Below are 26,754 nucleotides of genomic sequence, written 5' to 3' on the forward strand. Positions count from 1 at the left end.
TGATGGTGGACATGGCACACTTTGCCGGCCTGGTCGCCGCCGGCCTGCACCCCAACCCGGTGCCCTACGCCGACGTCGTCACCACCACCACCCACAAGACCCTGGGCGGACCGCGCGGCGGAGTCATCCTCGCCAAGGAGCAGTACGCCAAGAAGATCAACAGCGCGGTCTTCCCCGGCCAGCAGGGCGGGCCGCTGGAGCACGTCATCGCAGCCAAGGCCGTGGCCTTCAAGCTGGCAGCAACGCCTGAATTCAAGGAACGCCAGGAGCGCGTCCTGCAGGGCGCCAAGCTGCTGGCCGAGCGGTTCCTTCAGCCCGACGTCGGGTCCGCCGGCATCACGGTGGTCAACGGCGGCACGGACGTACACCTGGTCCTCGTGGACCTGCGGAACTCCGAACTGGACGGCCAGCAGGCAGAGGACGCGCTCCACAAGATCGGCATCACGGTGAACCGCAACGCGGTGCCGTTCGACCCCCGCCCGCCGATGGTGTCCTCCGGCCTCCGGATCGGCACGCCCGCCCTCGCAACCCGCGGCTTCGGCGCGGCGGAGTTCGCCCAAGTTGCAGACATCATTGCGACGGCGCTCATCGCCGCGGCGGGCAGCGGCACCCTCGACGACGAGACCGCCGTCGAGCTCCGTGCTCGCGTGGAGGCCCTCGCCGAACAGTTCCCCCTCTACCCGCACCTCGACGGCGGCAGCACCGGCGTCGAGGAACTCGCCAGCCTTGAAGCAGACATGATTGGAGCAGCCCAGTGAGCACCCACCAGCTCCCGGAACACCCGGAGTTCCTGTGGCACAACCCGGAGCCCAAGTCCTCCTATGACGCAGTGATCGTGGGCGGCGGCGGGCACGGCCTGGCCACCGCATACTTCCTGGCCAAGAACCACGGAATGACTAACATCGCCGTCCTGGAGAAGGGCTGGCTGGCCGGCGGCAACATGGCCCGCAACACCACCATCATCCGTTCCAACTATCTGTGGGACGAGAGCGCCGCCATCTACGAGCACGCCCTGAAGCTGTGGGAGGTGCTGCCCGAGGAGCTCGAGTACGACTTCCTCTTCAGCCAGCGCGGCGTGATGAACCTGGCCCATACCCTGGGCGACGTCCGCGAAAGCGTCCGCCGCGTTGGGGCCAACAAGCTCAACGGCGTGGACGCGGAATGGCTGGACCCACAGCAGGTCAAGGAACTCTGCCCCATCCTGAACATCAGCGACAACATCCGCTACCCCGTCATGGGCGCCACCTACCAGCCCCGGGCCGGCATCGCCAAGCACGACCACGTCGCCTGGGCCTTCGCCCGCAAGTGCGACGAAATGGGCGTGGACATTATCCAGAACTGCGAGGTGACCGGCTTCCTGAAGGACGGCAACCGCGTGGTGGGCGTCAAGACCAACCGCGGCACCATCAACACCGAGAAGGTGGGCCTCTGCGCCGCCGGGCACAGCTCGGTCCTGGCGGAGATGGCCGGGTTCCGGCTCCCCATCCAGTCCCACCCCCTCCAGGCACTGGTCTCCGAACTCCACGAGCCGGTCCACCCGACCGTCGTGATGTCCAACCACGTCCACGTGTACGTCTCCCAGGCGCACAAGGGCGAATTGGTGATGGGTGCCGGCGTCGACTCCTACAACGGCTACGGCCAGCGCGGCTCCTTCCACGTGATCGAGCACCAGATGGCGGCCGCCGTCGAACTCTTCCCCATCTTCGCCAGGGCCCACGTGCTCCGGACCTGGGGCGGCATCGTGGACACCACCCTGGATGCCTCACCGATCGTGGGCACCACCCCGGTGGAGAACATGTTCGTCAACTGCGGCTGGGGCACCGGCGGCTTCAAAGGCACCCCCGCGGCCGGCCTGACCTTCGCGCACACCATCGCCACCGGCGCGCCGCACAAGCTCAACAAACCCTTCGCGCTGGAACGCTTCGAAACCGGTGCCCTGATCGACGAACACGGCGCTGCTGCCGTGGCCCACTAGAAAGAGGTAAGGACATGCTCCTGATTCCCTGCCCCAACTGCGGGCCACGTGACGAGACCGAATTCCACTACGGCGGCCAGGCCCACGTGGCGTACCCCGAAAATCCCAACGAGCTCAACGACCGGGAATGGGCCGAGTACCTGTTCTACCGCGAAAACACGAAGGGCACGTTCGCTGAGCGGTGGGTGCACAGCACCGGCTGCCGGCAATGGTTCAACATGGTGCGCGACACGGTCACGTACGACATCCAGGCTGTCTACCAGATGGGCTCGCCCCGGCCTGCGACGGCCGTGCCGGCCGCGGCTGAATCCGGTACTGCCACCACCGCCGCGAACAGCACCATCACGCTCGGCGACGCCGCCTCCAGCACCCCCGCATCCAGCATTAGTGCCCCGGAAGGAGCAACAAAGTGACTTCCCAGAACGCCCGCCTCGCCGCCGGCGGACGCATCGACCGCAGCATCTCCTGGCGTTTCACCGTGGACGGCCAGGAATTTACCGGACACCCCGGCGACACGCTCGCCTCGGCCCTGCTCGCCAACGGCCGGATCGCCGTCGGTAACTCGCTCTACGAGGACCGCCCCCGCGGCATCATGTCCGCCGGAGTGGAGGAAGCCAACGCGCTGGTCAAGGTCGCGGCACGCTTCCCCGGCCACGTAGCCGAGTCCATGCTCCCCGCCACCACGGTCACTCTCGTGGACGGACTGAAGGCGGAGCTGCTCAACGGCCTGGGCCGGCTGGACCCGGAGGAGGACCGCGCCGAATACGACAAGAAGTACGTCCACACCGATGTCCTGGTCATCGGCGGCGGTCCCGCCGGCCTGGCCGCGGCCCGCGAAGCCGTGCGCACCGGCGCCCGCGTGATCCTTATGGACGACCAGCCCGAACTGGGCGGGACGCTCCTGTCCGGATCCACCGCCTCCGGACTGACGGAAACCATCGAGGGCAAGCCCGCCCTGGAGTGGGTGGCGGACATCGAGGCTGAGCTCATCTCCGCGGCCGAATGCACCGTCCTGAACCGCACCACCGCCTTTGGCGCCTACGACGCCAACTACGTCATCGCGGTCCAGAACCGCACCGACCACCTTTCCAGCCCGGCCGCCCCAGGCGTGTCGCGGCAGCGGATTTGGCACATCCGTGCCAACCAGGTGGTGCTGGCACCCGGCGCCCACGAACGCCCGCTGGTCTTCGAGAACAACGACCGCCCAGGCATCATGCTGGCCTCGGCCGTCCGCAGCTACCTCAACCGCTACGCAGTGGCCGCCGGGCAGCGCGTGGTCATCAGCACGACCAACGACAGCGCCTACGCCCTGGCAGCCGACCTGCGGGCATCCGGCGTCAAGGTCGCGGCCGTCGTCGACGCCCGTCCCCGGCTCACGGAAGTGGCCGCTGCCGCCGTCGAAGCCGGCACCCGGGTGCTGATCGGCAGCGCGGTGGCCAACACCGCCGCCGCTGCAGACGGCCGGCTGAGCAGCGTGACCGTCCGCAGCATCAACGACGACGGCGAACTCACCTCCGGCGTCGAAGAGATCGCCTGCGACCTGCTGGCAGTCTCGGGCGGCTGGAGCCCGCTGGTCCACCTCCACTCGCAGCGGCAGGGCAAGCTGCGCTGGGACGAAGACCTGGCGGCCTTCGTGCCGAGCACCGTGGTTCCCAACCAGCAGATTGTCGGCTCCGGCCGCGGCAGCTTCGAAACCGCAGACTGCCTCGCCGAAGGCACCTCTGCCGGAGCCGCAGCCGCCATCGCCGCCGGCTTCTCGTCCCCCATCGAGCCTTCCGCGCTCGTTGAGCCTAAGGCGTCCGCGCCTACCCGCCAACTGTGGCTGGTGCCGGGTCAGTCCGGCACCCCGGATGACTGGCACCACCACTTCGTCGACTTCCAGCGGGACCAGTCCGTGGCTGACGTCCTCCGCTCCACCGGAGCCGGAATGCGGTCCGTGGAGCACATCAAGCGCTACACCTCCATCAGCACCGCGAACGACCAGGGCAAGACCTCCGGCGTCAACGCCATCGGTGTCATTGCCGCAGCGCTTCGCACCGCCGGCGAGGCTTCCCGCGGCATCGGCGACATCGGCACCACCACCTACCGGGCGCCGTTCACACCGGTCGCCTTTGCGGCACTCGCCGGACGCCAGCGCGGCGAGCTGTTCGACCCCGCCCGCGTCACTTCCATCCACCCCTGGCACGTGGCACACGGCGCACTGTTCGAGGACGTGGGGCAGTGGAAGCGGCCCTGGTACTACCCGCAGGACGGGGAGGACATGGATGAAGCGGTGCTCCGCGAGTGCGCCGCAGTCCGGGACTCCGTGGGCTTCATGGACGCCACCACCCTGGGCAAGATCGAAATCCGGGGCAAGGACGCCGGCGAATTCCTGAACCGCATCTACACCAACGCGTTCAAGAAGCTCGCTCCCGGCTCCGCCCGCTACGGCGTCATGTGCCTTCCTGACGGCATGATTTTCGACGACGGCGTGACCCTCCGTCTCGATGAGGACCGCTACTTCATGACCACCACAACCGGCGGCGCCGCCAAGGTGCTGGACTGGCTCGAGGAATGGCTGCAGACCGAATGGCCGGAACTCGATGTGCACTGCACGTCGGTGACCGAACAGTGGAGCACCATCGCCGTCGTCGGGCCAAAGTCCCGTGAGGTGATCGCGAAGGTTGCCCCCGAACTCGCCGCCAACGGCGGCCTGGACGCCGAGGCCTTCCCGTTCATGACCTTCCGCGAAACTACCCTTGCGTCCGGCGTGAAGGCGCGGATTTGCCGGATCTCGTTCTCCGGCGAGCTGGCCTACGAGATCAACGTGCCGTCCTGGTACGGGCTGAACACGTGGGAAGCCGTCGCTGCAGCCGGAGCGGAGTTCGACATCACCCCGTACGGTACGGAGACCATGCACGTGCTGCGTGCAGAGAAGGGCTACCCGATCGTCGGCCAGGACACGGACGGCACGGTCACCCCGCAGGACGCGGGAATGGAATGGATTGTCTCGAAGGCCAAGGACTTCATCGGCAAGCGCTCCTACTCCCGGGTGGACGCCCAGCGCGAGGACCGCAAGCACCTGGTGAGCGTGCTCCCGGTGGACGGCAGCCTCAGGCTGCCGGAAGGCACCCAGCTGGTGGAAAAGGGCATCCCGGTGACCTCGGCCTACGGCCCCGTGCCCATGCAGGGCTTCGTGACCTCCAGCTACCACAGCGCCGCACTGGGCCGGTCCTTCGCGCTGGCCCTGATCAAGAACGGCCGCAATCGGATCGGCGAAACTCTGGTGGCCGCCGCAGGGAACCAGCTCGTCGACGTTGTCGTGGCAGAAACCGTACTTTTTGACCCCGAAGGGACCCGTAAAGATGGCTGAAACAGCAGCACTCGAAAATTCCAAGAAGACCCGGATGGCCCGGCAAAGCCCGGCGTCCCTCCTGCGTGCAGCGTTTGAGTCGGGGTCCATTGCGGGCGTCGTGGAGCTGAACGAATTGGCTTTCCTGACCATGGTCGGCGTCCGGGTGGACCCGAACACTGAGGCGGGAACGCGCATCTCCTCCGTTACTGGCGGACTGCCTGCCCGGTCAGGGGACGTCTACGCCAACGGCGAGACTGCGGTGCTCTGGCTGGGACCCGCCGAATTCCTCGTGGTGGCGCCTTCGGAAGCCCACGAGTCCCTCGGCGGCGACCTGATCCAGGCACTTCGCGCGGCTCTGTCGGACGGCGAAGGCCAGGTAGTGGACCTGTCCGCCAACCGCACCACCTTCGAGCTGACCGGACCGCGGGCCCGGGCCGTGCTGGAGAAGGGCTGCTCGCTGGACCTGCACCCCCGCGTCCTGAAGACCGGCTCGGCACTGTCCACGGAAATCGGCAACATCCCCGCCATCCTGTGGAAGACCGGGGACGAAACGTACCGGATCTTCCCGCGCGCCTCGTTCGCAGATTTCCTGGGCCGGTGGCTCCTGGACGCCATGCGGGAATACGGCTCCCCCGAGGTTCCCTAATGGCACTGAGTGTGCTGGACCTGTTCTCCGTTGGCATCGGGCCGTCGTCATCACACACGGTCGGCCCGATGCGGGCAGCGAAGCTGTTTACCGACGGTCTGAAAGGCGACGGGCTCCTCAGCTCCACCACGCGTGTGCAGGCCGAACTCTTCGGCTCACTCGGTGCCACCGGGCGGGGCCACGGCTCGGACAAGGCCGTGGTCCTGGGGTTCAAGGGCCTGGACCCGGAAACCGTGGACACCCGCACAGCGGATGACCAGGTGGCCGCCGCTGCCCTTGACGCCGAACTGTTGATCGCCGGAGACCACCGGGTGGACTTCAACTGGGACGAGGACGTGGTCCTGCACCGGCGAAAGTCCCTCCCGGCCCACCCCAACGGCATGACTTTCCGGGCACTGGACCACACCGGGGCCGTGCTCCGCGAACGCAGCTACTATTCCATCGGCGGCGGCTTCGTGGTGGACGGCGACGCGGCAGGTGGCGACAGGATCGTGGCGGATAACACGGTGCTCCCGTATCCATTCAGCAGCGCTGACGAACTCCTCGACATCTGCCGGCGGGAAAGAATGTCCATCTCGGACGTCATGCTCGCCAACGAGCTGGTCTGGCGCAGCGAATCGGAGCTACGGGAGAAGCTGCTGGGCCTTTGGGCAGTCATGCGCGAATGCGTGGAGAACGGCTGCAGCGCCGAGGGCATCCTGCCCGGCGGCCTGATGGTCAAGCGGCGCGCGCCGTCGCTGTTCCGGACGCTGACGGAATCCGCCGCCTCAGCCGCTGCTGCCACCGCAGAGGCGGCTGCCACGCAGTCGCTGGTCCAGGCACCGGCAGATCCGCTGCTCGCGATGGAATGGGTGAACCTGTTCGCACTCGCAGTCAACGAGGAAAACGCGGCTGGCGGCCGGATCGTCACCGCCCCCACCAACGGCGCGGCCGGGATCGTCCCGGCGGTGCTGCACTACTACATCAAGTTCGTTCCCGGAGCCAATGACGACGGCGTCGTGCGCTTCCTCCTTACGGCAGCCGCCGTCGGGATTCTTTTCAAGATGAATGCCTCCATCTCTGGCGCTGAAGTCGGCTGCCAGGGCGAAGTGGGCTCTGCCTGCTCCATGGCGGCCGCCGGTCTCTGTGAAGTACTGGGCGGCACCGCCACGCAGGTGGAGAACGCCGCCGAGGTGGGCATTGAACACAACCTTGGCCTGACCTGCGACCCCGTGGGCGGCCTGGTGCAGATTCCCTGCATCGAGCGGAACGCCATCGCCAGCGTGAAGGCCATCAACGCCGCCCGCCTTGCCCTGCACGGGGACGGCAGCCACAAGGTATCCCTCGACAAAGCCATCAAGACGATGCGCGAGACAGGAGCCGACATGAAAACCAAGTACAAGGAAACCTCCCGAGGAGGACTCGCCGTGAATGTGATTGAGTGCTGAGCCATGACCGCCACTAAGCCTGAAACTGTCCCTGTTGCCCCCGCGACCACCGTGGAGCACGTTCTCACACTCGACTGCCGGGAGTCACCCGGCATCGTCCACGCCGTCTCCGGCTTCCTGCTGGAACACGGCTGCGACATCATCGACAACCAGCAGTTCGGCGAACGCTCCGAAGGGCACTTCTTCATGAGGGTGCACTTTGCGTCCGACGGCGATGCCTCCACCGCGGATACCTTGCGTGCCGCCTTTGCCCCCGTGGCCGAACGCTTCGGGATGCGCTGGCGGCTGGAGCCCCACGGCGCCAAGCGCCGCGTCTTGATCATGGTGTCGAAGTTCGGCCACTGCCTCAACGACCTGCTGTTCCGGGCCCGGATCGGCGAACTGCCGGTGGAAATCGTGGCCGTGGTCTCCAACCACACGGACCACCAGACTCTGGTCGATTGGCATGGCATCCCCTTCTACCACGTCCCCGTCACGGCCGCCACGAAGCCGGCCGCCGAGGCACGCCTGCTGGAGCTCGTGGACGAGCTCGACGTCGAACTCGTGGTGCTGGCCCGCTACATGCAGGTCCTCAGCGACGGGCTGGCGCGGAAACTGGACGGCCGGGCCATCAATATCCACCACTCGTTCCTGCCCAGCTTCAAGGGCGCCAAGCCGTACCACCAGGCCTACGCCCGGGGGGTCAAGACCGTGGGGGCCACCGCGCACTACGTCAACGCCGAGCTGGACGAGGGACCGATCATCGCCCAGCAGGTGGTTGAAGTGGACCATACCTATGGGCCTGAGGAGCTGGTGGCAGCCGGCCGCGACACGGAATGCAAGGCCCTCAGCAACGCCGTCCGCTGGCACTGCGAAGGCCGGGTCATTCTGCAGGGCAACAGGACCGTGGTCCTCCGCTAACAGGACGCTCCCTCACGTCCTGCGGTTTAACTCCTGACGCTCCCTCACTTAGTGCTGCTTAACGCCTGACGCTCCCTCACTTCTAGTGCGGGAGCGTCAGGCGTTAAACGGGTCAAAGGTGAGGGAGCGACCGGGCAGGGGGCAGCTTGTGAGGTTATAAGCGGGCTAGCCGAGTGGCAAGATGCAGAGCAACGAGGCGGCTTGTGCCACGCGGATTCTTCATCCCCGGATTCACCGCCGAAAGCTACCCCGACGTCGTCCGCCGCATCGTGGACGCTGGCCACGAGATCGCCCACCACGGCTACCTGCACGAACCCATGCAGGGCATCCACGCCGCCACCGAGGGGCGATACATCGACCGGGGGCTGGAAGCACTGGCCAACGTCGCGGGCCTGCGGCTACCGCGCTCCCTGGTGGGAGCTTAAACTCGCCGGCCCTGTTGGCGGACCGCGGCTTCCTCTACGACTCCAGCCTGCTCGACGGCGATGCACCGTACCGCTTCAGCGTCGCCGACGGCGACTCCCGGGACCTGGTCGAAATCCCCGTTGACTGGGCGCTGGACGACTGGGAGCAGTACGCCTTCTCCCCCAGAGTCACCGGCAGCGGAGTCATCGAAAGCCCGGCGAAAATCCTCGAAATGTGGACGCTGGAAGCAGAGGCGCACCATGCCGCCGGAAGCTGCTTCGTGCTGAGCAATCATCCGTCCATCTCCGGCCGGCCGTCCAAAGCGGTGGCCCTCGAACAGCTGATCAGCCGCGTCAAAGCCATGGATGGCATGTGGGTCACCACTATGGCCAGGATCGCCGAGCAGACAAGGGACACCGTCACTGAGGTGCACAGCCACGCGCGCATTGAAGTCCCTGGTTTTCCCGACGCCCGGCGCCCGCTTCACCCCGGCCAGTGTCCGTCACCCGGAGCTGACCGCAGGCCCGTCATGACCCAGCCAACCACCAACGCCCCTCAACTTTTACCGACTTAATGGGTACGCTCCCTCACCTTTTACCGATATAACGGGGACGCTCCCTCACATTCGGCGGCTCGAACAGAGACGCTCCCTCACACTGGCGTGAGGGAGCGTCTTGGTTTTTTTGTGGAAAGTGAGGGAGGGTCCCGTCAAACAGCGCGGGATGTGAGGGAGGGTCCCGTCAAACAGCGCGGGATGTGAGGGAGGGTCCCGTCAAACAGCGCGGGATGTGAGGGAGGGTTAGATGCCGAGTTCGTCCTTCAGCGCCTGGACGTGGCCCTGCGCCTTGACCTGGTAGTGCGCGACACGGACCTTTCCTTCAGGATCGAGAACCACCGTGGAGCGCACGATGCCCTCACGGACCTCGCCGTCCACAAGCTTCTCGCCCCAGGCGCCGTAGGCCAGAGCCACGGCGTGGTCCTCGTCGGCAAGCAGCGGGAACGTCAGCGAGAAGTCGCCGGTGAAGTGGGCCAGCTTTTCCGGAGCGTCGGGGGAGACGCCGAGGACTTCGTAGCCGGAGCCCTGGAACGAGGCCAGATTGTCGCGGAAGTCGCAGGCCTCGGTAGTGCAGCCCGGGGTGGCGGCCTCGGGGTAGAAGTACACGATGACGTTCTTGCCGCGGTAGTCGGCCAGCGAGGTTTGCTTGCCTTCGGCGTCCGGCAGGGTGAAGTCCGGCGCCTGGATTCCGGGCTGGAGCTTCGTGGTCAGGTAGGTGCTCATGGCATTTCCTTCGGATGGATCGGGCAAAAACAAGTTAGGCAATTCAACCCAGGGACTACAAGCTGTGCAAAACAAAGCCGGCAGGACAATGACGCTGGAGTGGTTAACGGCCCGGCTAGATACTGTATTCCGCCGGTCCGCGCACTGTCGCACTGGGGCTCGGGACGAACCGGTAGCCGCCGCCGCGGACAGTGGCGATCGCGTGCCGGCCGCCCAGCAGTTTCCGCCGCACACGCCCCACATACACGTCGATCGAGCGGGGCGCAGCGCCGGGGTTGTCGAACCGCTCCAGGAACCGCTGCAGTTCCTCCCGGCTGATCGTTCGTGAACAATTCTCCACGAGGTAGCGCAAGAGCGTGAATTCGACGCCGGTAAGTGACACTGCTTTACCGTCCAGCAGCACCTCGCCTTTGGCGAGGTCTACGGCGACACGGCTGACGGGACCGGGTGAGGGTGGAAGGGGGGAGGCACCGCCGTCGTCCGTGTGCGGGGAGTCCTCCAAAGAGGACGAGGGCGGCGCGGGAGTGCCGCCCTCGGCCCCGGCCTGCGCCCCCTCCCCAGGGGGCGCACCGGCGGGGGAGGTCCCGACGTCGGACGTTGCAGCTCCGGCCGCAGGCCAGTGGACTTCCGCCTCCGGAGCGATCTTCAGGGCACGGGCCAGCACGAGTTCGGCGGCGCTGGCCAGTGCAGCTTCATCAATGTCCTGCCCCGCCCCGACCGTCACCCAGACGGCCAGGCCCCGCGCCTTGAGGGACGGCACGTTAGGGGACGGCGGCTTAACGGACGGCGCCTTAGGGGACGGTCCGCCAGAAGCAGGTGACCTAAAGGCGACCGGGGCGCACCGTCCCCTCGGGGCTGGCGTGTGGACATGGACAGCCATGCCAGAATTCCTCAGACGCCGCCGCGGCGGATCAGTTTGCCGCTGGGGGTCTGGCCGTCCACCACGTTGCCGCGCAGGTACGTGCGGCGAACGACGCCGGAGAGTGACTTGCCGTCGTAGGGCGTGATCGGGTTCTTGTGCTTGAGCTTGGACACGTCCACCACGAAGGCCTCGTCCGGCGCGAAGACGGAGAAGTCGGCGTCGTATCCGAGGGCGAGCTGGCCCTTGTTGGAGAGCCGGGCAAGGGCGGCAGGCTTCTCGGCCATCCACGACACCACCTGCTCCAGCGGGATGCCGCGGTGCCGGGCTTCGCTCCAGATCAGCGAGAGCCCCAGCTGCAGCGAGGAGACGCCGCCCCAGGCCACGGCAAAGTCGCCGTTTTCCAGGTCCTTCAGGTCAAGCGTCGACGGGGAGTGGTCCGAGACGATGCAGTCGATGGTGCCGTCCTGCAGTCCCTGCCAAAGGAGCTCGCGGTTGGAAGCCTCGCGGATGGGCGGGCAGCACTTGTACGCGGTGGCGCCGTTGGGGATTTCCTCCGCCATGAGCGTCAGGTAATGCGGGCAGGTCTCCACGGTGAGGTGGACGCCGTCACGCTTCGCGGAGGCAATCATCGGCAGCGCGTCCGAGGACGACAGGTGCAGGATGTGCGCGCGGGCACCGGTCCAGCGGGCCCGTTCGATGACCTCGGCGATCGCCTTGTTCTCGGCGCCGCGGGGGCGGGAGGCCAGGAAGGTGGCGTACTTGTCCCCGCCGGGGTGGGGTGCATGGTCGATCGCGTGCGAATCCTCGGCGTGGACGATCATGAGCGAGTCGAAGGACTTCAGTTCGCGCATGTCCTCCTCCATCTCGTCCGCGTCAAGGTGCGGGAACTCGTCCACGCCCGAGTGCAGGAGGAAGCACTTGAAGCCGAAGACGCCTTCGTCGTGCAGCCCGCGGAGCTCGGACTTGTTGCCGGGAACGGCGCCGCCCCAGAATCCGACGTCCACGAACGCCTGGTCCTCGGCCACCTCGCGCTTGAGCTTGAGGCCCTCCACCGTGGTGGTGGGCGGGATGCTGTTGAGCGGCATGTCGATGATGGTGGTTACGCCGCCGGCCGCGGCTGCGCGGGTGGCGGACGCAAAGCCCTCCCACTCGGTGCGGCCTGGCTCGTTGACGTGGACATGGGTGTCCACGAGGCCGGGGATGAGTGTTTCGTCGTCGGCGAGGTCCACGATCTCACGGCCCGAGAGGCCGTTGCCGAGCGGCTCAAGGGCGACGATCTTGCCGCCGCGCACGCCCACTTCACGCGCGGCGATGCCGGCGGTGGTGAGGACGCGCTTGCCCCGGATGACGAGGTCAAAGCTTTCTTCAGACATTCAAGGGCTCCTTTGTGCGTGCACTGTTCGCCGGGGCGGTCCCGGCCGGGTCAAGCTCCGCCAGGCCTATCTGCTGTCCCAATTGTTCTAGCAGCCGTCCTGCTTCAGCTATGCATACTTCTACCTTGGCCTCCAGCGAGGTCAGCGGGTAGACCTGCCGGAAGCCGGATTCCTGCTGCTGCTCAGCGGTCAGCGTGGTGCGGCCGCAGACGGCGACCACCGGCACGCCGGCCAGGCCCGCCGCGCGGGCGACTCCCATGGGCGTCTTGCCCAGCAGGCTTTGCTCGTCAAGGCTGCCCTCGCCCGTGATCATGAGATCGGCGCCGGCCAGCCGGTCCGCAAGTTCAGTGAATCCAAGGACGACGTCGATGCCGGGCCTGCGTGTCGCGGCCAGGACCGCGATGGCCGCGTAGCCGACGCCGCCGGCCGCTCCGGCGCCCGGTGCGTCCGCGGCCTTCACCGCGCGGGGACCGATCTCCTGAGCGAGGATCTTGACGAAGTTGGCCAGCGCGTTGTCCAGCGTTTCGACGTCCTCGGGCGTGGCGCCCTTCTGCGGCCCGAAGATCGCCGCAGCTCCTTCCGCGCCGAGCAGCGGGTTGTCCACGTCGCTGGCCAGGACGAACCGGGCATCGTCCAGCCGGGAGTCGAAGCCGGAGAAGTCGATGCTTGCCAGGTTGGCGAGGGCGGCGCCGCCGGGGGCCAGGTCGTTGCCCTCGGCGTCGAGCAGCCGGGCGCCCAGTCCCTGCAGGACTCCGGCGCCGCCGTCGGTGTTGGCGCTGCCGCCGACGCCCAAAATGATCTGCCGGCAGCCGGCGTCGAGGGCGGCCCGGATGAGTTCGCCGGTGCCCAGGCTGGTGGCTGCCTTAGCGGTGGCGGAGTCCGGGGCGCCGGTTCCGGTGCCGCCGTTCCCGGATGTGCGGTCCTCGGGCGTACCGTTCCCAGCTGCGTGCGGCAGGACGGCGAGACCGGATGCGGCGGCCATCTCGATGACCGCAGCCCGGCCGCGGACTGCAAACTCGGCCGTCAGCGGCTGCCCGGTAGGCCCGCTAACCACGGCGCTCCGGCGGGTGAAGCCGGAGCCGACGGCGGCATCCAAGGTGCCCTCGCCGCCGTCGGCCACGGGAATCCGGAGTACCTCAAAGGTGCCGCGCCCCGCCGCGTGCGCGGCGGCCTGCAGCCCCTTCTCAAGGTGCTGGGCGACGTCCGGGGCGGAGAGCGAGCCCTTGAACTTGTCCGGCGCGATCACAATGCGCATTGCGGTGCCTGTCTTTCCTGGTTGCACTGTCTTTCGAAGTTGCCCAGCAGCTTATGGCTGCATGGCGAGGATTGCGGTGGGGGCGTCCTCGCGGGTCTCGGCCAGCTCCTCGAATTCGTTGATGGCGTTGATCTCGGTGCCCATGGAGATGTTGGTGATCTTCTCCAGGATGACCTCAACCACCACGGGAACCTGGAACTCGCCCATGAGGGCCTTGGCTTTGTCGAAGGCGGAGCCCAGGTCGCTAGGGTCCGCCACGCGGATGGCCTTGCAGCCCAGTCCTTCGGCCACCTTGATGTGATCAACGCCGTAGCCATTTGTTTCGGGGCTGTTGATGTTCTCGAAAGCCAGGGACACGTTCTGTTCCATCTTGAAGCCGCGCTGCGACTGGCGGATCAGGCCAAGGTAGGAGTTGTTCACCACCACGTGGATGTACGGCAGGTTGAACTGCGCGCCCACGGCCAGTTCCTCGATCATGAACTGGAAATCGTAGTCACCGGACAGGGCCACAACGGTCTCGTTCGGCTTGCCGCGCACCACGCCCAGGGCGGCGGGGGCGGTCCAGCCCAGCGGGCCGGCCTGGCCGGCGTTGATCCACTTGCGCGGGCCGAAGACGTGCAGCATCTGGGCGCCGGCGATCTGGGACAGGCCGATAGTGGACACGTAGGTGGTGTCCTGTCCGAAGGAGCGGTTCATCTCCTCGTACACGCGCTGCGGCTTGATGGGGATGTTCTCGAAGTGCGTCTTGCGGTGCAGGGTGGCCTTTCGCTCGGCACATTCGGCAACCCAGCCCGAGTAGTCCGGCAGGGTCTTAGCGTCGCGGCGCTCGCGGGCCAGCTCAACGAGCCCGGCCAGCGCCGCGCCGGCGTCGGACGCGATGCCCAGGTCCGGGGAGAACACGCGGCCGATCTGCGTGGGCTCGATGTCGATGTGCACGAACTTGCGCCCGGCCGTGTAGGTGTCCAGGCCGCCGGTGTGGCGGTTCGCCCAGCGGTTGCCGATGCCGATCACGAAGTCGCTCTGCAGGTAGGTTTCGTTGCCGTAGCGGTGCGAGGTCTGCAGGCCCACCATGCCAGCCATCAGCGGGTGGTCGTCCGAGATGGCGCCCCAGCCCATCAGGGTGGGGATGACAGGAACATTCAGCAGCTCGGCCAGTTCCACCAGCTGCTTGGAGGCGCCGGCGTTGATGATGCCGCCGCCTGCCACGATCAGCGGGTGCTGCGCGGCGGTCAGCATGTCCAGGGCCTTTTCCAGCTGCTTGCGGCTCGCCTTCGGCTTCTCGATGGGCAGCGGCTCGTAGGTCTCGATGTCGAATTCGATCTCGGCCATCTGCACGTCGATAGGCAGGTCCAGCAGCACGGGACCCGGGCGTCCGGAGCGCATCAGCTGGAAGGCCTTCTGGAAGGCGCCGGGAACCTGGCCCGGCTCCAGGATGGTCATGGCCATCTTGGTGACCGGCTTGGCGATGGACTCGATGTCCACGGCCTGGAAGTCTTCCTTGTGCAGCTTGGCCACGGGCGCCTGGCCGGTGATGCAGAGCATCGGGATGGAATCGGCCCACGCGGCGTACAGGCCGGTGATCATGTCGGTGCCGGCGGGGCCGGACGTGCCGATGCAGATGCCGATATTGCCGTCGGCTGCCCGGCTGTAGCCGTCCGCCATGTGGCTGGCGCCTTCAACGTGGCGGGCCAGGGTGTGGCGGATGCCGCCGTGGGCCCTCATCGCCGAGTAGAACGGGTTGATTGCCGCGCCTGGCAGGCCGAACGCCTCGGTGGCGCCCTCCTTTTCCAGGATGGCGACGGCTGCGTCTACGGTACGCATCTTCGTCATGGTGTGCTCCTTGAAAGTCTGTGGTTGTGCTCGGTGGTTGAGCTTGTCGAAACCCTGAAACAGGGTGTGCTGAAGGGAGGCCCGGCGGACTGTCGCGGGGCACTTTGGGGGTGTCGCCGTCGTAAATTACGACGGCGGCCGGCGTGTTCGTGTCGAAGTGCCGCAGTTGTGATCGCTCAGCTGCGGCCGACTTTAGCTGTTCGTACTCGCTGCCTGGGTTACTTGCGGCCGCTGAGCTGGAGGACCTGCTTGAAGAGGCCGGAGTGGTCGAGTCCGCCGTCGCCCTGGTTAACAGTGGCGGCGACGAGCTGTGCGACGACCGCGCCGAGCGGGATGGCGACGTTGGCTTCACGGGCGGCTGAGGTGACGATGCCGAGGTCCTTGTGGTGCAGGGCCAGGCGGAATCCGGGGTCGAAGTTGCGGTCCAGCATCTTCTGGCCCTTCTGGTCGAGGACCTTGGAGCCGGCCAGGCCGCCGCCGAGGACCTTGAGGGCCGCGTCGGTGTCCACACCGTAGGCCTCGAGGAAGGCGATGGCCTCACCGAGGACCTCAATGTTGACCGCGACGATCAGCTGGTTGGCTGCCTTGACCGTCTGGCCGGAGCCGGACGGGCCGACGTGGACGATGGTCTTGCCGACGGCGTTCAGGACGTCCTGCGCTGCTTCGAAGTCGGCCGCCTCGCCGCCGACCATGATGGAGAGGGCGGCGTCGATGGCGCCCTGTTCTCCGCCGGAGACCGGGGCATCGAGGGCGCGGATCCCGGCGGCCTTGGCATCGTCGGCGAGGCGCTTGGCCACGTCGGGGCGGATGCTGCTGGCGTCGATCCAGAGCGTGCCCTGCTGGGCGTTGGCGAAGAGGCCGTCGGGGCCGCTCACGACACCCTCGACGTCGGGGGAGTCGGGCACCATGGTGATGACGACGTCGGCGTCCTTCACGGCGTCGGCGATGCTGGTGGCTCCCTTGCCGCCTTCGGAGACGAGCTTGTCGATCTTGTCCTGGCTGCGGTTGAAGCCGGTGACGGTGTGGCCGGCCTTGACGAGGTTGATGGCCATGGGCAGGCCCATGATTCCGAGGCCGATGACTGCAACGTTGCTCATTGTGGTTCCTTTACTGAAGTCTGTGGTGATGCGGTGGAAGCTGGTGGTTGAGCCTGTCGAAACCGAGATCTCGTCAAGCTCGATCACCGGTCAGCGCGAGGCGTGTTCCCTGATGGCCCAGCTGAAGGCCGTCTCTGCCGGTTCCTTGTACTCGAGGCCGATGTAGCCCTCGTAGCCGAGTTCGCGGCTGCGGGCGATCCATTCGCCGAGGGGAAGCTCACCGGTTCCGGGAGCCGCGCGGCCGGGGTTGTCGGCGATCTGGATGTGGCCGAAGTCCTTGGCGTGGTTCTCGATGACGGCGGCGACATCATCGCCGTTGACCGCCAGGTGGTAGAAGTCCGCGAGGAGCTTAATGTTCTCCGCGCCGGATTCCTCTTTGACGCGCGCGATCACCTTGAGGGCGTCTGCAGCGGTGAGGAGCGGGTACTTGGGTGCGCCGCTGACAGGCTCGAGGAGGACGGTGCCGCCGATGCGCGCGACGCCTTTGGCTGCAGCGGCCAGGTTCTCGGCGCCAATGGCATCCTGCTTCTCGGGGGATTCGCCGTCGATGCGGTTGCCATAGAGGGCGTTGAAGGCCTTGCAGCCCAGGCGTTCACCAATGCCCGCGACAACGTCGATGTTGTCCTGGAACTCGGTGGAGCGTGCGGGCCATGAGGTGAGGCCGCGGTCGCCGCCGGGCATGTTGCCGGCGTTGAAGTTCAGGCCCGTGAGCTGGACGCCGGCGCTGGTGATGGCGTTCTCGAATTCGGTGATCTGGGCGTCGGTGGGGACGGAGATTTCGAAGGGCCACCAGAATTCGACGGCGTCGAAGCCGGCAGCCTTCGCTGCGGCGGGACGCTCCAGGAGCGGCAGTTCCGTCAGCAGGATGGAGCAGTTCACGGTGTACGTCATTGTAGGTCCTTCCGAGGAGGGGCTTTGATCTATCTTCCTGTGCATCGCGGCATCTTACGGTTTCCGCTTTGTGGAATTTAGATTCTGCTTTATGAAAAGTGTAGGGAAGCGGTGGGCAATGCGTCAAGGGGGCGTGGTTCAGCTGGGTCTGCCTGGCCGTCAGGCGCGCACGTTCTGCACCGCTTTCCTGGCTACCCTGCTACCGCACCCGCGGTTTTCATGGTCACGCCGGCCAAGCCATGGGCCAAAGTGGTGCAGATTTGCCGGGCCGGCCTCGGGAAATGCTGGAAACTACCCTGTCCGCAGAACCTTTTCCTCCGTAGAATTGGTGTGGGGCCGACGGCAAGAGCCCCGGGAGCCCGGGGTGCCTTCCCAAAAGCGCCGCCGGCCCTTATTCAGCGCACAGCACCAGGTTCCGATCCGGTCACACTACGGTCTCGGCTCTTCCCGGCCGGCCATGGAGCGTGTGAGGATACCGGCATGAGCGAAGAGATGATGGCAGCGGCACCCTCCGGCGGTGGCGCGTCCCGAAATCGAACGGCCGGAATGTTTCATCCTGAAGGCTCCGAGGCAACACGGCAGCTGCGCGAGCAGGCTCGGCGGCGGCGGGAAGCAGAAGCGAAATTGCAACTGCACCTGATGCAAACCCACAACAAGGTGGCCGGAAAACCTGACCCGGTGCACTGACCGGTCGGGGAGCCGCCACGAAACCAGCGGTCACCCAGGCGCATTGTGGCGCTTGGGTGGCCGTTTTCCGTGCCCGCCTGCTGTCAGGAGACTGTCGTCAGGGGGAGATCAGGACGAGGTCAGGTCCTGCGCCCTGCGCAGGTGCCAGGACATGTCATCGGCCCACTCCGGCGCCCGATTGTTGAAGGGTTCCAGGCAGCTCATGAACAACCGGAAGGCTGCCCAGGCATTAACCCCGGTCTGCCTGAACCGGCCTCCCGCTTCCGTGTAGCCCTCGGCCAGCCGTTCAGTCAGAGGACCGCCGGCGGACCGTGATGCGGGCAGCGGCTGGCTGGCCTCTTCTGCTGCGGCAAATGAGCCCAAGTCGGCCTCGGGGGGGCCGGTTTGGGCGTTGTTGAAGTCGATGATGCGGACCTCCGAACCTTTCACCAGCACCTGCTCCGGTGAGAAGTCGCCGTGGACCAGGACGGGTTCCCCGGGCCCGCGGGTCGCGCGTGACCCGCGGGCTGCGAGCAAGGTGCTCAGAGTATCCTCCAGTTTTCGGGTGGAGGTCTCCAGGGCCGGGACGAGCGACGCCACCATGGAGCGCGTTGCGGTCAGCTGTTCAGCGACGTCGCAGTGCAAGGCGGGTCTCTCGGCGGAGGAATCCGCCGGAGCCGGGATGTGATGGACCCGTGCCAGGGCCCCGCCGGCACGCCACGCTCCGTGGGTGTCAACGAGCCCGGCAAGGTCCCCTCCGCCCCAGGCCACGCAGGCGCTGATTCCGTGCTCCGCGCACTTTGAGTCGCCCAGCTGGGGCAGGACAGGCACGCCGTTCAGATGCAGCGTGTCGTGGAGATGCTGGTGCTTGGTGCCGAGCGCTTTGGCCGCGGCCGTGACCACGACCGGGGAGCCGCCATTCTGAAGCAGCAGGACGAGTCGGCGTTCCGGCTTGTAGCCCAGCAGAGTCGTCGAACCGCTGAGCAGGCTGCCCGGTACCGCTTGCCGGAGGCCAAGCCTCGCGAAGCCGTGCTCGCGGAGCCACATGAGGTTTTCCTGCAGCGCCCAGTCATCCTCGACGCCGCCCACGGCCACCAGCGTGTCCGGCAGTTGCGGGTCAATATGGAGGATGCGGATGTCCCCGCCGCGGGAGTTGGAAGTCTGCTCGCGCCGGAGGAGCTTGCCGTTGGACTTGGCTGCCGTGGTCATGGCCCAGCCGTAGTCGAAAGTGCCCCTTCGGGCGCGGCGGAAGGCCACCAGCAGTGAGGTGTGAGGCTTGTAGCGGACCCGCGTGACACGGACGGGTTCACCGAGCAGGTCCGAGAGGCGGCTGTTGTCGAGCAGATAGGGCAGGCCCGGAAGGGCTGGGTCCCGGGAGGCAATGGACCGGTCCGGATTTTTGAACCCGGACTCCGCGATCGTCACGGGGCTTCGGACCCTCGCTCAGCGGCAAGTTGTGGATACAACGGCGTCCTGAAACTCTCCACGGGGCCTCCGCTACTTGCCCTTCCCCGCGGGGAAGAACTGATGGTCCGGCGTTCAACGAAGACCGTTGAGTGAGAACCATTAAGGGACCCGGTGCAGGGAAAAGCAAGAGGACGACGGCGGGAAGTTCCGCCGTCGTCCTCGTCAGTGCCGTCGTCCCCAGCCTAGGGGACCGCTAGTGCTGCCCCAGCGAGCCTCCTGCGGGCGGGATGCCGCCGGGGCCGCGGTCCGCAGCCTCATCGCGATCGGCCGCGCTCAGGGTGTCACTGGCCGCGGTCTCGTCTGAATCGCCTTCATCGTCAATGAGGTCGTTGGTCTGGTCAAAGGGATGTGCGATCCTTTCGTCGGTCAGGGCCGATCCTTCCGCGCCGACGGCCGCCGTTCCGACGCCGGCAGCGCCCACGGTTCCAGCCGCTCCGGTTGCGCCTGTGGTCTCCGTGGCGCCCGCCGTGTCGTTGTACACCGGCGTTACCGCCGGAGTTGCGGTCTCGCCCGCGACCGGCAGTGTGGTGTCCGTGTCCGTGCCTGTGTCCGAGCTGCTGCGGGTGGCGGCCACGGCTCCGGCCGCTGCTGCCGCCGCAACACCGACTCCGGCGGCGAGCTTGCCTGACACACCGGCCTTGCCGCTGTCCCCGCGCGACTCGGCAGCCTGTTCCACGCCGGGCGTGCCCACTGACCCGCCTTCGTTGACGGAGCCGCGCCAGGCGCCGCTGGCATACCGTTCGTCTTCGATGAATTCCTTGAATTTCTGGAGATCGGACTCGGCTTGGCGCTCCACCACGTTGAGCTTGTCGCCGACCTTCTCCACCAGGCCCCCGGGCTCGTAGTCGATGAAGAGCCGGACGGACGTCTGCCCACCTCCCACGTCCTCGAACTCGACCGACCCGGCGTTCGTGGCTCCTTCGGTGGCGGCCCAGGCGACCTTGCGGTCCGGGATCTGTTCCAGGATTTTCGCTTCCCATTTCCGCTTGACGCCAGCGATCTCGGCAACCCACTCGAGGCGGTCATCGCTTAGCTGCGTCACGCTTTTCACGCCGCTCATGAACCGGGGAAAGTCCTCGAACTGGGTCCATTGGTTGTAGGCCGTACTGACCGGCACATTGACCAGAATTCGTTTTTCTATCCTCGTGCTCACAGTGTCTCCTTCGTCGACTTGAACAGACGATGACGAACCACAACTCAATTCGTCAGTATGCTTACCATATCGGGTGATGTCGCCACCTGGCCAGTGGGTGGCTGCGGGCGGACGAGGTACCGGGAAACTGAAAGGGAGCCCCTGCGCGAGTACTGTGACTCCAGTGCAGGGACTCCCTGGCTCTCCGTCTGGGGAACGCGGAGAGCTTGGAAATAATGTACAGCCGGGCCGGGACGAAGCGGGGCGAAAGTGCGGCGTATTAGGAATTCTTGACTAAACCTTGAGGCTCGCAGCATCGGCATCGGCATCGGCATCGGCCACCGCAGCCCCGGCGAGGATGCGTGCCAGTTCGGCGAGGACATCAGTATGCGAAGCGTCGGCGTCGAGCACAGTGAATTGCGTGAACTCGGGCAGCGAGCGGTAGGCGTGGCGGAGCGACGCCAGGTCTGCCAGGGTTTCCTCGTCAGTGCCGCGGGCCACGATTCTCTCGTGGGCACGTTCCGGGTCGACGTCCAGGTAGATGACGAGGTCCGGCTGACGAAGCATCCGCAGGAGCAGGGGGAGAACGCGTCCCCGCGGCAGGCCCCTGGCCTGCCGGAGGGCCAGTTGACAGTGAAGATGGCGGTCCATGACCGTCAGGCCGCGGAATCGGCTGGCCCGGGCATGGGACGCCAGAACGTTCACTGCGCGGATGGTTGATTCCACGGCGTCGCCCAGCCTCGGGGGAAGCTGCACCCCGAACCTGGCACTGAGCAACGACATCCGGCGCCGGCCGGCGTAATTGCTCAGCAACAACGCGTCCCTCCCCTCGGCAAGGGCAGCAGACACAAGGGCGTGGGCGGCCGTGGTTTTTCCTGAACCGTCGATACCGGTCAGAACAATAAGCAAATGGTCTCCTTCCACTCCCTTCCAACGACAGCCGCCGGAGGATCGTCCCTGCCTGAGGCCGAAGTCACGCGCGGGCTGTGAACTATACAGGGCGAAAATGAAAGGAGGACGACGGCGGCACCTGACGTTGCGCCGTCGTCCCCGGTCAGTTCTTGCCGTGCCTTACCGGCGCCGCGGCGACCGACCTAGGGTGGCTCTTCCGGCCTCTGGTAATTCCTTGGCGCATCTTGATGTGATCCTGAGGATTTGCCGCGCGAGCCGCGGCGCCCGCCAGCGCCAAACTGCTAGGCGCGACGGGTGTAGCTTCCTTCGGTTTCGTCCAGGAGCGGCGTGTGTAGTGTGACGTAGCGGCCGTGGACCCGTTCGCCGTTGCCGGCGCTGCCGCCGGGCGTGGTGACATAGGTCCCCTCCGTGCGGGGGAGGTCATGCCTGCGCTCGGGCAGCGTCACGTAGCTGCCGCCACGAGGTGCTTTGTGGGTGGAGAGGGTACGGGCGGGGGTGGCTTCGGGGGCCGTGAAGCGTTCGGTCTGCAGTCGCATGGTGTTCTCCTGATGGGTCGCGGGTTGAGCTGGATGATCTGCGGCCTGGCCCTGGGCGGTGCGGGATCTGCCGTCATTTCTTTGCCGGTAGTTAAGTGCCCGTTCCTCCCAGCGGCTGCCGTTTTGGCCGAAGTTGATCTCGGCTGCGGGGGAATGAAGCTGCGGAAGCCAAACCGGCGGATAGGATCCAGGCCGGTTGATGGGCTCAAACAGGTGTTCCCGCGCGGCGCCGACTCCGGTGGGGCCGCCGCGGTGGATGCAAACTAAGGCGTTGCTTCACCACGAGGCACTTAGGGGCTTCAGTGGCCTGGCAACAAGTCTAGGCGCTTATTCCGACTAGATCAAAATAACGTGCGTGGAGTCACGTGAAGGAGTCCCGACGCGAAGGCCGGGAGGCCAAGTAATCTACGGCCAAACAGGCGGCGGCAGTTTCATTTAGCGGTTAAACGATTCCGCATTGCGGATTTAGCGTTCCGGAAACAAACGCTGCCTAGCGTTGCCTGTGACCGAAGGCACCCGCGTGCCTCCCTCACACCGACAGGCACCCCGATGAACCTCTCCTCAGCCGCGGCCATTTCCACCGACACGAAACTTCCGGCCAGAAAGCCGTTCTATAGACAGCTGTTTTTCCAGATTCTTGTGGCCGTGTGCCTCGGCGTCCTGATCGGGCACTTCTGGCCGGACCTCGGCTCGAACCTGCGGCCGCTGGGCGACGGTTTCATCCAGCTGATCAAGATGATCATCGCGCCGCTGATCTTCCTGGTGATCGTCACCGGGATCTCCGCGGTCGGCGACGTGAAGGCCGTAGGCCGCGTCGGCGTGAAGGCCCTGCTGTACTTCACCGGCGCCACGCTGTTCGCCCTGGTCTTCGGACTGATCGTGGGCAACGTGGTCCAGCCTGGCGCCGGGCTGAACATCGATCCGACCTCGCTCTCCCAGGACGCGCTGGAGGCCAAGACCGGAACGGCGCCGCCCAAGGACGCCGGCCAGTTCCTGCTGGGCGTCATCCCCACGAGCGTGGTGGGCGCCTTTGCCTCCAACAGCCTCCTTCAGGTGCTCTGCTTCTCGGTGTTTTTCGGTGCCGCGATCGTGGTGGTGGGACGGGAGCGCTGCCTGCCGGTGGTGAATCTGTTGGAGACCGTGCTGGAGCTGTTCTTCAAAATCATGGGCTGGGTGATGCGCGTGGCGCCGATCGGGGCGTTTGGTGCGATGGCCTTCATCATCGGCCAGTACGGCATCAGTTCGCTGGGCACCTACGCCGTACTGATCGCTGCCTGCTACGGCGCAGCGATCATCTTCATTGCCCTGCTGTTCCTCGTGGCCTGGGTTTATCCGCGGGTGCCGCTGTGGCAGTTCATCCGGTACGCACGGGAGGAATTCATGCTCGCGCTGGGAACGGCTTCCACGGAATCAGTGCTCCCGCGCATCATGACCAAGCTGACAAACGCCGGCTGCTCGCGTGCCACCACCGGTCTCGTGGTGCCCACGGGCTATTCGTTCAACCTTGACGGTGCCGCGCTGTACCTTTCGATCTCCCTGCTGTTCCTGGCCCAGGCGTTCGGGCACAGCCTGGACTTCGGCCAGCAGCTGGCGGCGCTGGGCATCCTGATGCTGACGTCCAAGGGGATGGCAGGCGTGCCGGGCTCGGCCTTCCTGGCGCTCTCCGCCACCGCGGGCGCGCTCGGCATCTTCCCGGTGGCGGGCGTGGCGCTGCTGCTCGGCGCGGACCGGGCCATGGATTCCATGCGCGTCGTGGTAAACCTGCTGGGCAACTGCGTGGCCACCTTCGTCGTGGCGAAGTGGGAGGGCCAGTTTGACCGCGAGGCGATGCTGGAAGCCTTCCAGGGGAAAACCGAAGAAATTACGACGGCGCCCGGCTCGCCTGAGGTTCCTGCCGCCGTCGGCAACCTGACCCCTCTTGCCGGCGAACGCGAGGTGCCTGAACCGGCACGGTGACGACCGGGATCCGACCAGGGAGATACTCAGACCCGCCCCACGCGCTCGTCGCTACGCTGCGTGTGGGTGACGGCGTCGTGCGTGTCAACTGGCGTGCGGCGCCGGCTGCCCGCCCCGATGCTCCATTAGGCTGGCAGGTGAACACTCACCCGGCAGGCGCATTCCCTTGTGACAGGCCCTGCCCCGAGCCAACGGAGCAGTTGGAGAACCATGACCCGGAAGATAACTGTGAGCTTGCCGGATTCGGCACTTCGCGAGTACCTGAAGCCGCATGCTGACGTCACGGTGCTCGAGTGGGACCTCGCGGGCGACCCGCCGCAGCGGCAGATCGACATTGTGGTGCCGCCGTACATGGGCGGGCCGCAGGTCCTGCGGAACCTCGAGTCAGTGCAGACGGGGCTCGTGCAGAGCCAGTCGATCGGGTACGACGGGGTGGCGGAGGCGCTCCCGTCCGGACGGGTCTTCGCCAATGCAGCGGGGGTGCATGAAACGTCCACCGCGGAACTGGCCCTGGCCATGGTGCTGGCAAGCCAGCGGGAGCTGCCGCGCCACATCCGGAACCAGCGGGAGGGCCTGTGGGAAGCGCGGCCCACAGCCAGCCTTGCTGACCGGCGCGTCCTCATCGTGGGTTACGGCGGCGTCGGCAAAGCGATCGAACAGCGGCTCCTTCCGTTCGAAACCCGCGTCACGCGGGTGGCCAGCGGGAAGCGGACGGATGAGAACGGCGTCGTCCACGGAATTAACGAGCTGCCCGCGCTGCTTCCGGAGCACGACATTGTGATCGTGGCGGTTCCGCTCAACGACGCCACACGTCACCTCATTGATGACGCGTTCCTTTCGGCAATGCCCGACGGCGCGCTGCTGGTCAACGTGGCCAGGGGACCCGTGGCCGACACTGACGCCCTTGTCCGCCACACCGGCTCCGGACGCATCAGGGCAGCCCTCGACGTCACGGACCCCGAACCGCTGCCGCGGGACCACCCGCTCTGGAACGCACCCGGCGTCATCATCACCCCGCACGTGGGCGGGGCGAGCTCCGCAATGCGCCCGCGGATGGGCCGGCTGTTGCAGCGGCAGATCGACCTCATGCTGGCAGGAGAGCCCCCGGCCAACGTGGTGCTGGGCGGCTGATCGGGCTGAAGGAGGCAGCGTGCCGGCGGACTGTAGCGCGCCACCTGGGTTCCGCCCTACAGTGCCGCACGGCAGCGGCCACAGCGAGCCACAAAACTAGGCGCCGCCCTACAGTGCCGCACGGCAGCGGCCACAGCGAGCCACAAAACTAGGCGCCGCCCTGCCTACAGCGAAACCCTGCCGCTGATCACCGTGCGGCTGGCGCCACCCACCCAGATGCTGTCCGCCTCGCCGGTGATGCTGACCAGGCCTCCCCGCCCCAGCACCGTGCCCTGCCGGACGGTGTAGTTCCCGCCGACGACGCCATCGCCTAAGAGCCACTGCGCCAGGCCGGCGTTGAGGCTGCCGGTTACCGGGTCCTCGGGGACGTCGAGTCCCGGGGCGAAGGCCCGGACCTCAAAGTCTGCCGGCCCGCCCGCCGGGAAGGCGCCGATGACGCCAACCAGGAGGTCTCCCATGGCTGAGAAATCGGGCTTCAGGTCCAGCACCTCCTGGGCCGAGGCCAGCCGGACGCCCAGCCAGCCGGGCCCGTTGTCCACCCAGCTGCTTTCCAAAACCTGTTCGGGGCCGACGCCGAGGCTCGAGACCGCCTGTTCCAGGACCTCGGGTTCAACCGGGCCGGACCTGCGCAGCGGGGGAGCCTCGAAGGACAGCTCCGCGCCTGCCCGCCGGATCTTGACCAGCCCCACTCCGCATTCCTGGACGAGTTGTCCTTCGCGGACCGGCTGGCCGCCATTCTCCAGCCATGCGTGGGCTGAACCGAGCGTGGGATGTCCGGCGAAAGGGAGCTCGGCGCGGGGCGTAAAGATCCGCAGCCTGTAGTCCGCGTCCGGATGGGACGGCTTGAGGAGGAATGTGGTTTCGGACAGGTTCGTCCAGTTTGCGAACGTCTGCATCTGCTCGGTCGACAAGGCGTCGGCGTCGTGCACGACGGCCACCGGGTTGCCGGGCTTCGGACCGGGAGCAAAGACGTCTATCTGCGAAAAGGGATACTCGTTCTCCATGATGGCTCGCTCTTTCTTCTCAAAGGTGTCGGGCCTCATCAACCTAGGGCAGGCGCGCGCCGCCATGCCATAGTCAATCCCAGAAAGTGGATGGGTCGTGCCGCTAGTCCGCCCCCGAACCCTTGCGTCAGGTTCATTCCTGCAGCAGCTCCACAGGTTCGCTGGGGGTGGCAAGCCCGTCCACGACTTCGACGCCGGGCAGTTTCAGGAGTTCGGCAGGGGCCAGGACAATCTTGCTGGACCTGTTGCCGCCGCCCATGACAACCCGCTCCGCGTCCAGTACCGCACGGTCCACGTAGATCGGGAGCCCCTCGATCCCGGGTGCGGTGACTCCGCCCACCAGCATCCCGGTCAAGGCAGTGGTGGTCTCAGCGTCGGCGAAGGAGGCCCGCTTGACGTTCAGCAGTCCGCGGACGGAGCGGTTCACATCCAGCCGGGTGGTGCCGAGGACGACGCACACCGCATACCGCGGCGGGTCCACCTTCTTTGACGCTACGAGGATGGTGTTGGCCGCCTCCTCGAGAGTGAAGCCGTAGTGCTGGCAGAACTGGGCAGTGTCCGCGAGGTCAGGGGAGCACCCAAGAACGTCGTGCTCGACACCGTGGGCGGCCAAGGCATCGGCTACTTCGGGCATCAGGATCGTGTCCGTCACCGGGATTCTCTCCTCCGATTGAAC

General features: G+C 66.6%; 25 protein-coding genes. 12 read left to right on the forward strand and 13 right to left on the reverse strand.

Annotation, left to right across the window (positions count from 1 at the left end; translation table 11 throughout):
* The 9 genes from glyA to J7E80_RS00040 form a co-directional block, all read left to right on the forward strand.
* Window positions 1-758 (forward strand): serine hydroxymethyltransferase (glyA, locus tag J7E80_RS00005; RefSeq protein ID WP_396020706.1); only part of this gene is annotated, 758 nt, incomplete at its 5' end.
* Window positions 755-1,975: a sarcosine oxidase subunit beta family protein gene (locus J7E80_RS00010; protein ID WP_215049420.1), complete on the forward strand. Its 1,221-nt coding sequence runs from the start codon at window positions 755-757 to the stop codon at window positions 1,973-1,975. The genes glyA and J7E80_RS00010, both read left to right, overlap by 4 nt.
* A gap of 14 nt (window positions 1,976-1,989) precedes the next feature.
* Window positions 1,990-2,388 (forward strand): sarcosine oxidase subunit delta, encoded by a 399-nt coding sequence (locus tag J7E80_RS00015; protein WP_215049422.1) that lies wholly within the window; start codon window positions 1,990-1,992, stop codon window positions 2,386-2,388.
* Window positions 2,385-5,327 (forward strand): sarcosine oxidase subunit alpha family protein, encoded by a 2,943-nt coding sequence (locus tag J7E80_RS00020; RefSeq protein WP_215049423.1) that lies wholly within the window; start codon window positions 2,385-2,387, stop codon window positions 5,325-5,327. The genes J7E80_RS00015 and J7E80_RS00020 overlap by 4 nt, the downstream gene beginning before the upstream one ends.
* Window positions 5,320-5,955 (forward strand): sarcosine oxidase subunit gamma, encoded by a 636-nt coding sequence (locus J7E80_RS00025; RefSeq protein ID WP_215049425.1) that lies wholly within the window; start codon window positions 5,320-5,322, stop codon window positions 5,953-5,955. The genes J7E80_RS00020 and J7E80_RS00025 overlap by 8 nt, the downstream gene beginning before the upstream one ends.
* Window positions 5,955-7,382, forward strand: coding sequence for an L-serine ammonia-lyase (locus J7E80_RS00030; protein ID WP_215049428.1), 1,428 nt, complete (start codon window positions 5,955-5,957; stop codon window positions 7,380-7,382). The genes J7E80_RS00025 and J7E80_RS00030 overlap by 1 nt, the downstream gene beginning before the upstream one ends.
* Before the next feature lie 3 nt (window positions 7,383-7,385).
* Window positions 7,386-8,282, forward strand: coding sequence for a formyltetrahydrofolate deformylase (gene purU, locus J7E80_RS00035; RefSeq protein ID WP_215049430.1), 897 nt, complete (start codon window positions 7,386-7,388; stop codon window positions 8,280-8,282).
* A gap of 203 nt (window positions 8,283-8,485) precedes the next feature.
* Window positions 8,486-8,707: a polysaccharide deacetylase family protein gene (locus tag J7E80_RS24515; RefSeq protein ID WP_396020707.1), complete on the forward strand. Its 222-nt coding sequence runs from the start codon at window positions 8,486-8,488 to the stop codon at window positions 8,705-8,707.
* 14 nt (window positions 8,708-8,721) lie between these two features.
* On the forward strand, window positions 8,722-9,261 hold the full coding sequence (locus J7E80_RS00040; RefSeq protein ID WP_396020708.1) for a hypothetical protein: 540 nt from the start codon (window positions 8,722-8,724) through the stop codon (window positions 9,259-9,261).
* Window positions 9,262-9,486: 225 nt separating this feature from the next.
* On the opposite strand, the gene bcp is transcribed toward J7E80_RS00040, so the two are convergent.
* The 7 genes from bcp to J7E80_RS00075 form a co-directional block, all read right to left on the reverse strand.
* A complete protein-coding gene (bcp, locus tag J7E80_RS00045; protein WP_215049431.1) occupies window positions 9,487-9,966 on the reverse strand; it encodes a thioredoxin-dependent thiol peroxidase in 480 nt (159 codons plus the stop codon).
* Between the two features lie 115 nt (window positions 9,967-10,081).
* Entirely contained in the window at window positions 10,082-10,846 is a 765-nt protein-coding gene (locus J7E80_RS00050) for a winged helix-turn-helix domain-containing protein (RefSeq protein ID WP_215049433.1), read from the reverse strand.
* Between the two features lie 11 nt (window positions 10,847-10,857).
* Window positions 10,858-12,201 carry an allantoinase AllB gene (allB, locus tag J7E80_RS00055; RefSeq protein WP_215049435.1) on the reverse strand — a complete coding sequence of 448 codons (1,344 nt, stop codon included), beginning with the start codon at window positions 12,199-12,201 and terminating at the stop codon, window positions 10,858-10,860.
* Window positions 12,194-13,456 carry a glycerate kinase gene (locus J7E80_RS00060; RefSeq protein ID WP_215049437.1) on the reverse strand — a complete coding sequence of 421 codons (1,263 nt, stop codon included), beginning with the start codon at window positions 13,454-13,456 and terminating at the stop codon, window positions 12,194-12,196. Before J7E80_RS00060 ends, allB begins: the two co-directional genes overlap by 8 nt.
* Window positions 13,457-13,507: 51 nt before the next feature.
* Window positions 13,508-15,286 carry a glyoxylate carboligase gene (gcl, locus tag J7E80_RS00065; RefSeq protein WP_215049439.1) on the reverse strand — a complete coding sequence of 593 codons (1,779 nt, stop codon included), beginning with the start codon at window positions 15,284-15,286 and terminating at the stop codon, window positions 13,508-13,510.
* Between the two features lie 218 nt (window positions 15,287-15,504).
* On the reverse strand, window positions 15,505-16,383 hold the full coding sequence (locus tag J7E80_RS00070; RefSeq protein WP_215049441.1) for a 2-hydroxy-3-oxopropionate reductase: 879 nt from the start codon (window positions 16,381-16,383) through the stop codon (window positions 15,505-15,507).
* Between the two features lie 90 nt (window positions 16,384-16,473).
* Window positions 16,474-17,274: a hydroxypyruvate isomerase family protein gene (locus tag J7E80_RS00075; RefSeq protein ID WP_215049443.1), complete on the reverse strand. Its 801-nt coding sequence runs from the start codon at window positions 17,272-17,274 to the stop codon at window positions 16,474-16,476.
* 480 nt (window positions 17,275-17,754) lie between these two features.
* Between J7E80_RS00075 and J7E80_RS00080 the strand changes: the two genes are divergently transcribed.
* A complete protein-coding gene (locus J7E80_RS00080; protein WP_215049445.1) occupies window positions 17,755-17,961 on the forward strand; it encodes a hypothetical protein in 207 nt (68 codons plus the stop codon).
* A 108-nt stretch (window positions 17,962-18,069) separates the two neighbouring features.
* Here the strand turns inward: J7E80_RS00080 and J7E80_RS00085 are convergent, their stop codons facing one another.
* The 4 genes from J7E80_RS00085 to J7E80_RS00100 all read right to left on the reverse strand — a co-directional run bounded on the left by J7E80_RS00085 (window position 18,070) and on the right by J7E80_RS00100 (window position 21,987).
* A complete protein-coding gene (locus J7E80_RS00085) occupies window positions 18,070-19,365 on the reverse strand; it encodes a phosphotransferase family protein (protein WP_215049447.1) in 1,296 nt (431 codons plus the stop codon).
* Window positions 19,366-19,600: 235 nt separating this feature from the next.
* On the reverse strand, window positions 19,601-20,560 hold the full coding sequence (locus tag J7E80_RS00090; RefSeq protein ID WP_215049448.1) for an SRPBCC family protein: 960 nt from the start codon (window positions 20,558-20,560) through the stop codon (window positions 19,601-19,603).
* Between the two features lie 273 nt (window positions 20,561-20,833).
* On the reverse strand, window positions 20,834-21,448 hold the full coding sequence (locus J7E80_RS00095) for an AAA family ATPase (RefSeq protein ID WP_215049450.1): 615 nt from the start codon (window positions 21,446-21,448) through the stop codon (window positions 20,834-20,836).
* Between the two features lie 284 nt (window positions 21,449-21,732).
* Window positions 21,733-21,987, reverse strand: a complete 255-nt coding sequence (locus J7E80_RS00100) for a hypothetical protein (protein WP_215049452.1) — start codon at window positions 21,985-21,987, stop codon at window positions 21,733-21,735.
* Between the two features lie 549 nt (window positions 21,988-22,536).
* Between J7E80_RS00100 and J7E80_RS00105 the strand changes: the two genes are divergently transcribed.
* Window positions 22,537-23,943: a cation:dicarboxylate symporter family transporter gene (locus J7E80_RS00105; protein ID WP_215049453.1), complete on the forward strand. Its 1,407-nt coding sequence runs from the start codon at window positions 22,537-22,539 to the stop codon at window positions 23,941-23,943.
* 210 nt (window positions 23,944-24,153) lie between these two features.
* Window positions 24,154-25,074, forward strand: coding sequence for a 2-hydroxyacid dehydrogenase (locus J7E80_RS00110; RefSeq protein ID WP_215049454.1), 921 nt, complete (start codon window positions 24,154-24,156; stop codon window positions 25,072-25,074).
* A 164-nt stretch (window positions 25,075-25,238) separates the two neighbouring features.
* Here the strand turns inward: J7E80_RS00110 and J7E80_RS00115 are convergent, their stop codons facing one another.
* Complete coding sequence (locus J7E80_RS00115; RefSeq protein WP_251036252.1) at window positions 25,239-26,117, reverse strand: PhzF family phenazine biosynthesis protein; 879 nt, start codon at window positions 26,115-26,117, stop codon at window positions 25,239-25,241.
* 94 nt (window positions 26,118-26,211) lie between these two features.
* Window positions 26,212-26,730 carry a YbaK/EbsC family protein gene (locus J7E80_RS00120; protein WP_311380719.1) on the reverse strand — a complete coding sequence of 173 codons (519 nt, stop codon included), beginning with the start codon at window positions 26,728-26,730 and terminating at the stop codon, window positions 26,212-26,214.
* Window positions 26,731-26,754 lie beyond the last annotated feature (24 nt).

The organism is Arthrobacter sp. ISL-28 (assembly GCF_018613875.1).
Classification (GTDB): domain Bacteria; phylum Actinomycetota; class Actinomycetes; order Actinomycetales; family Micrococcaceae; genus Arthrobacter.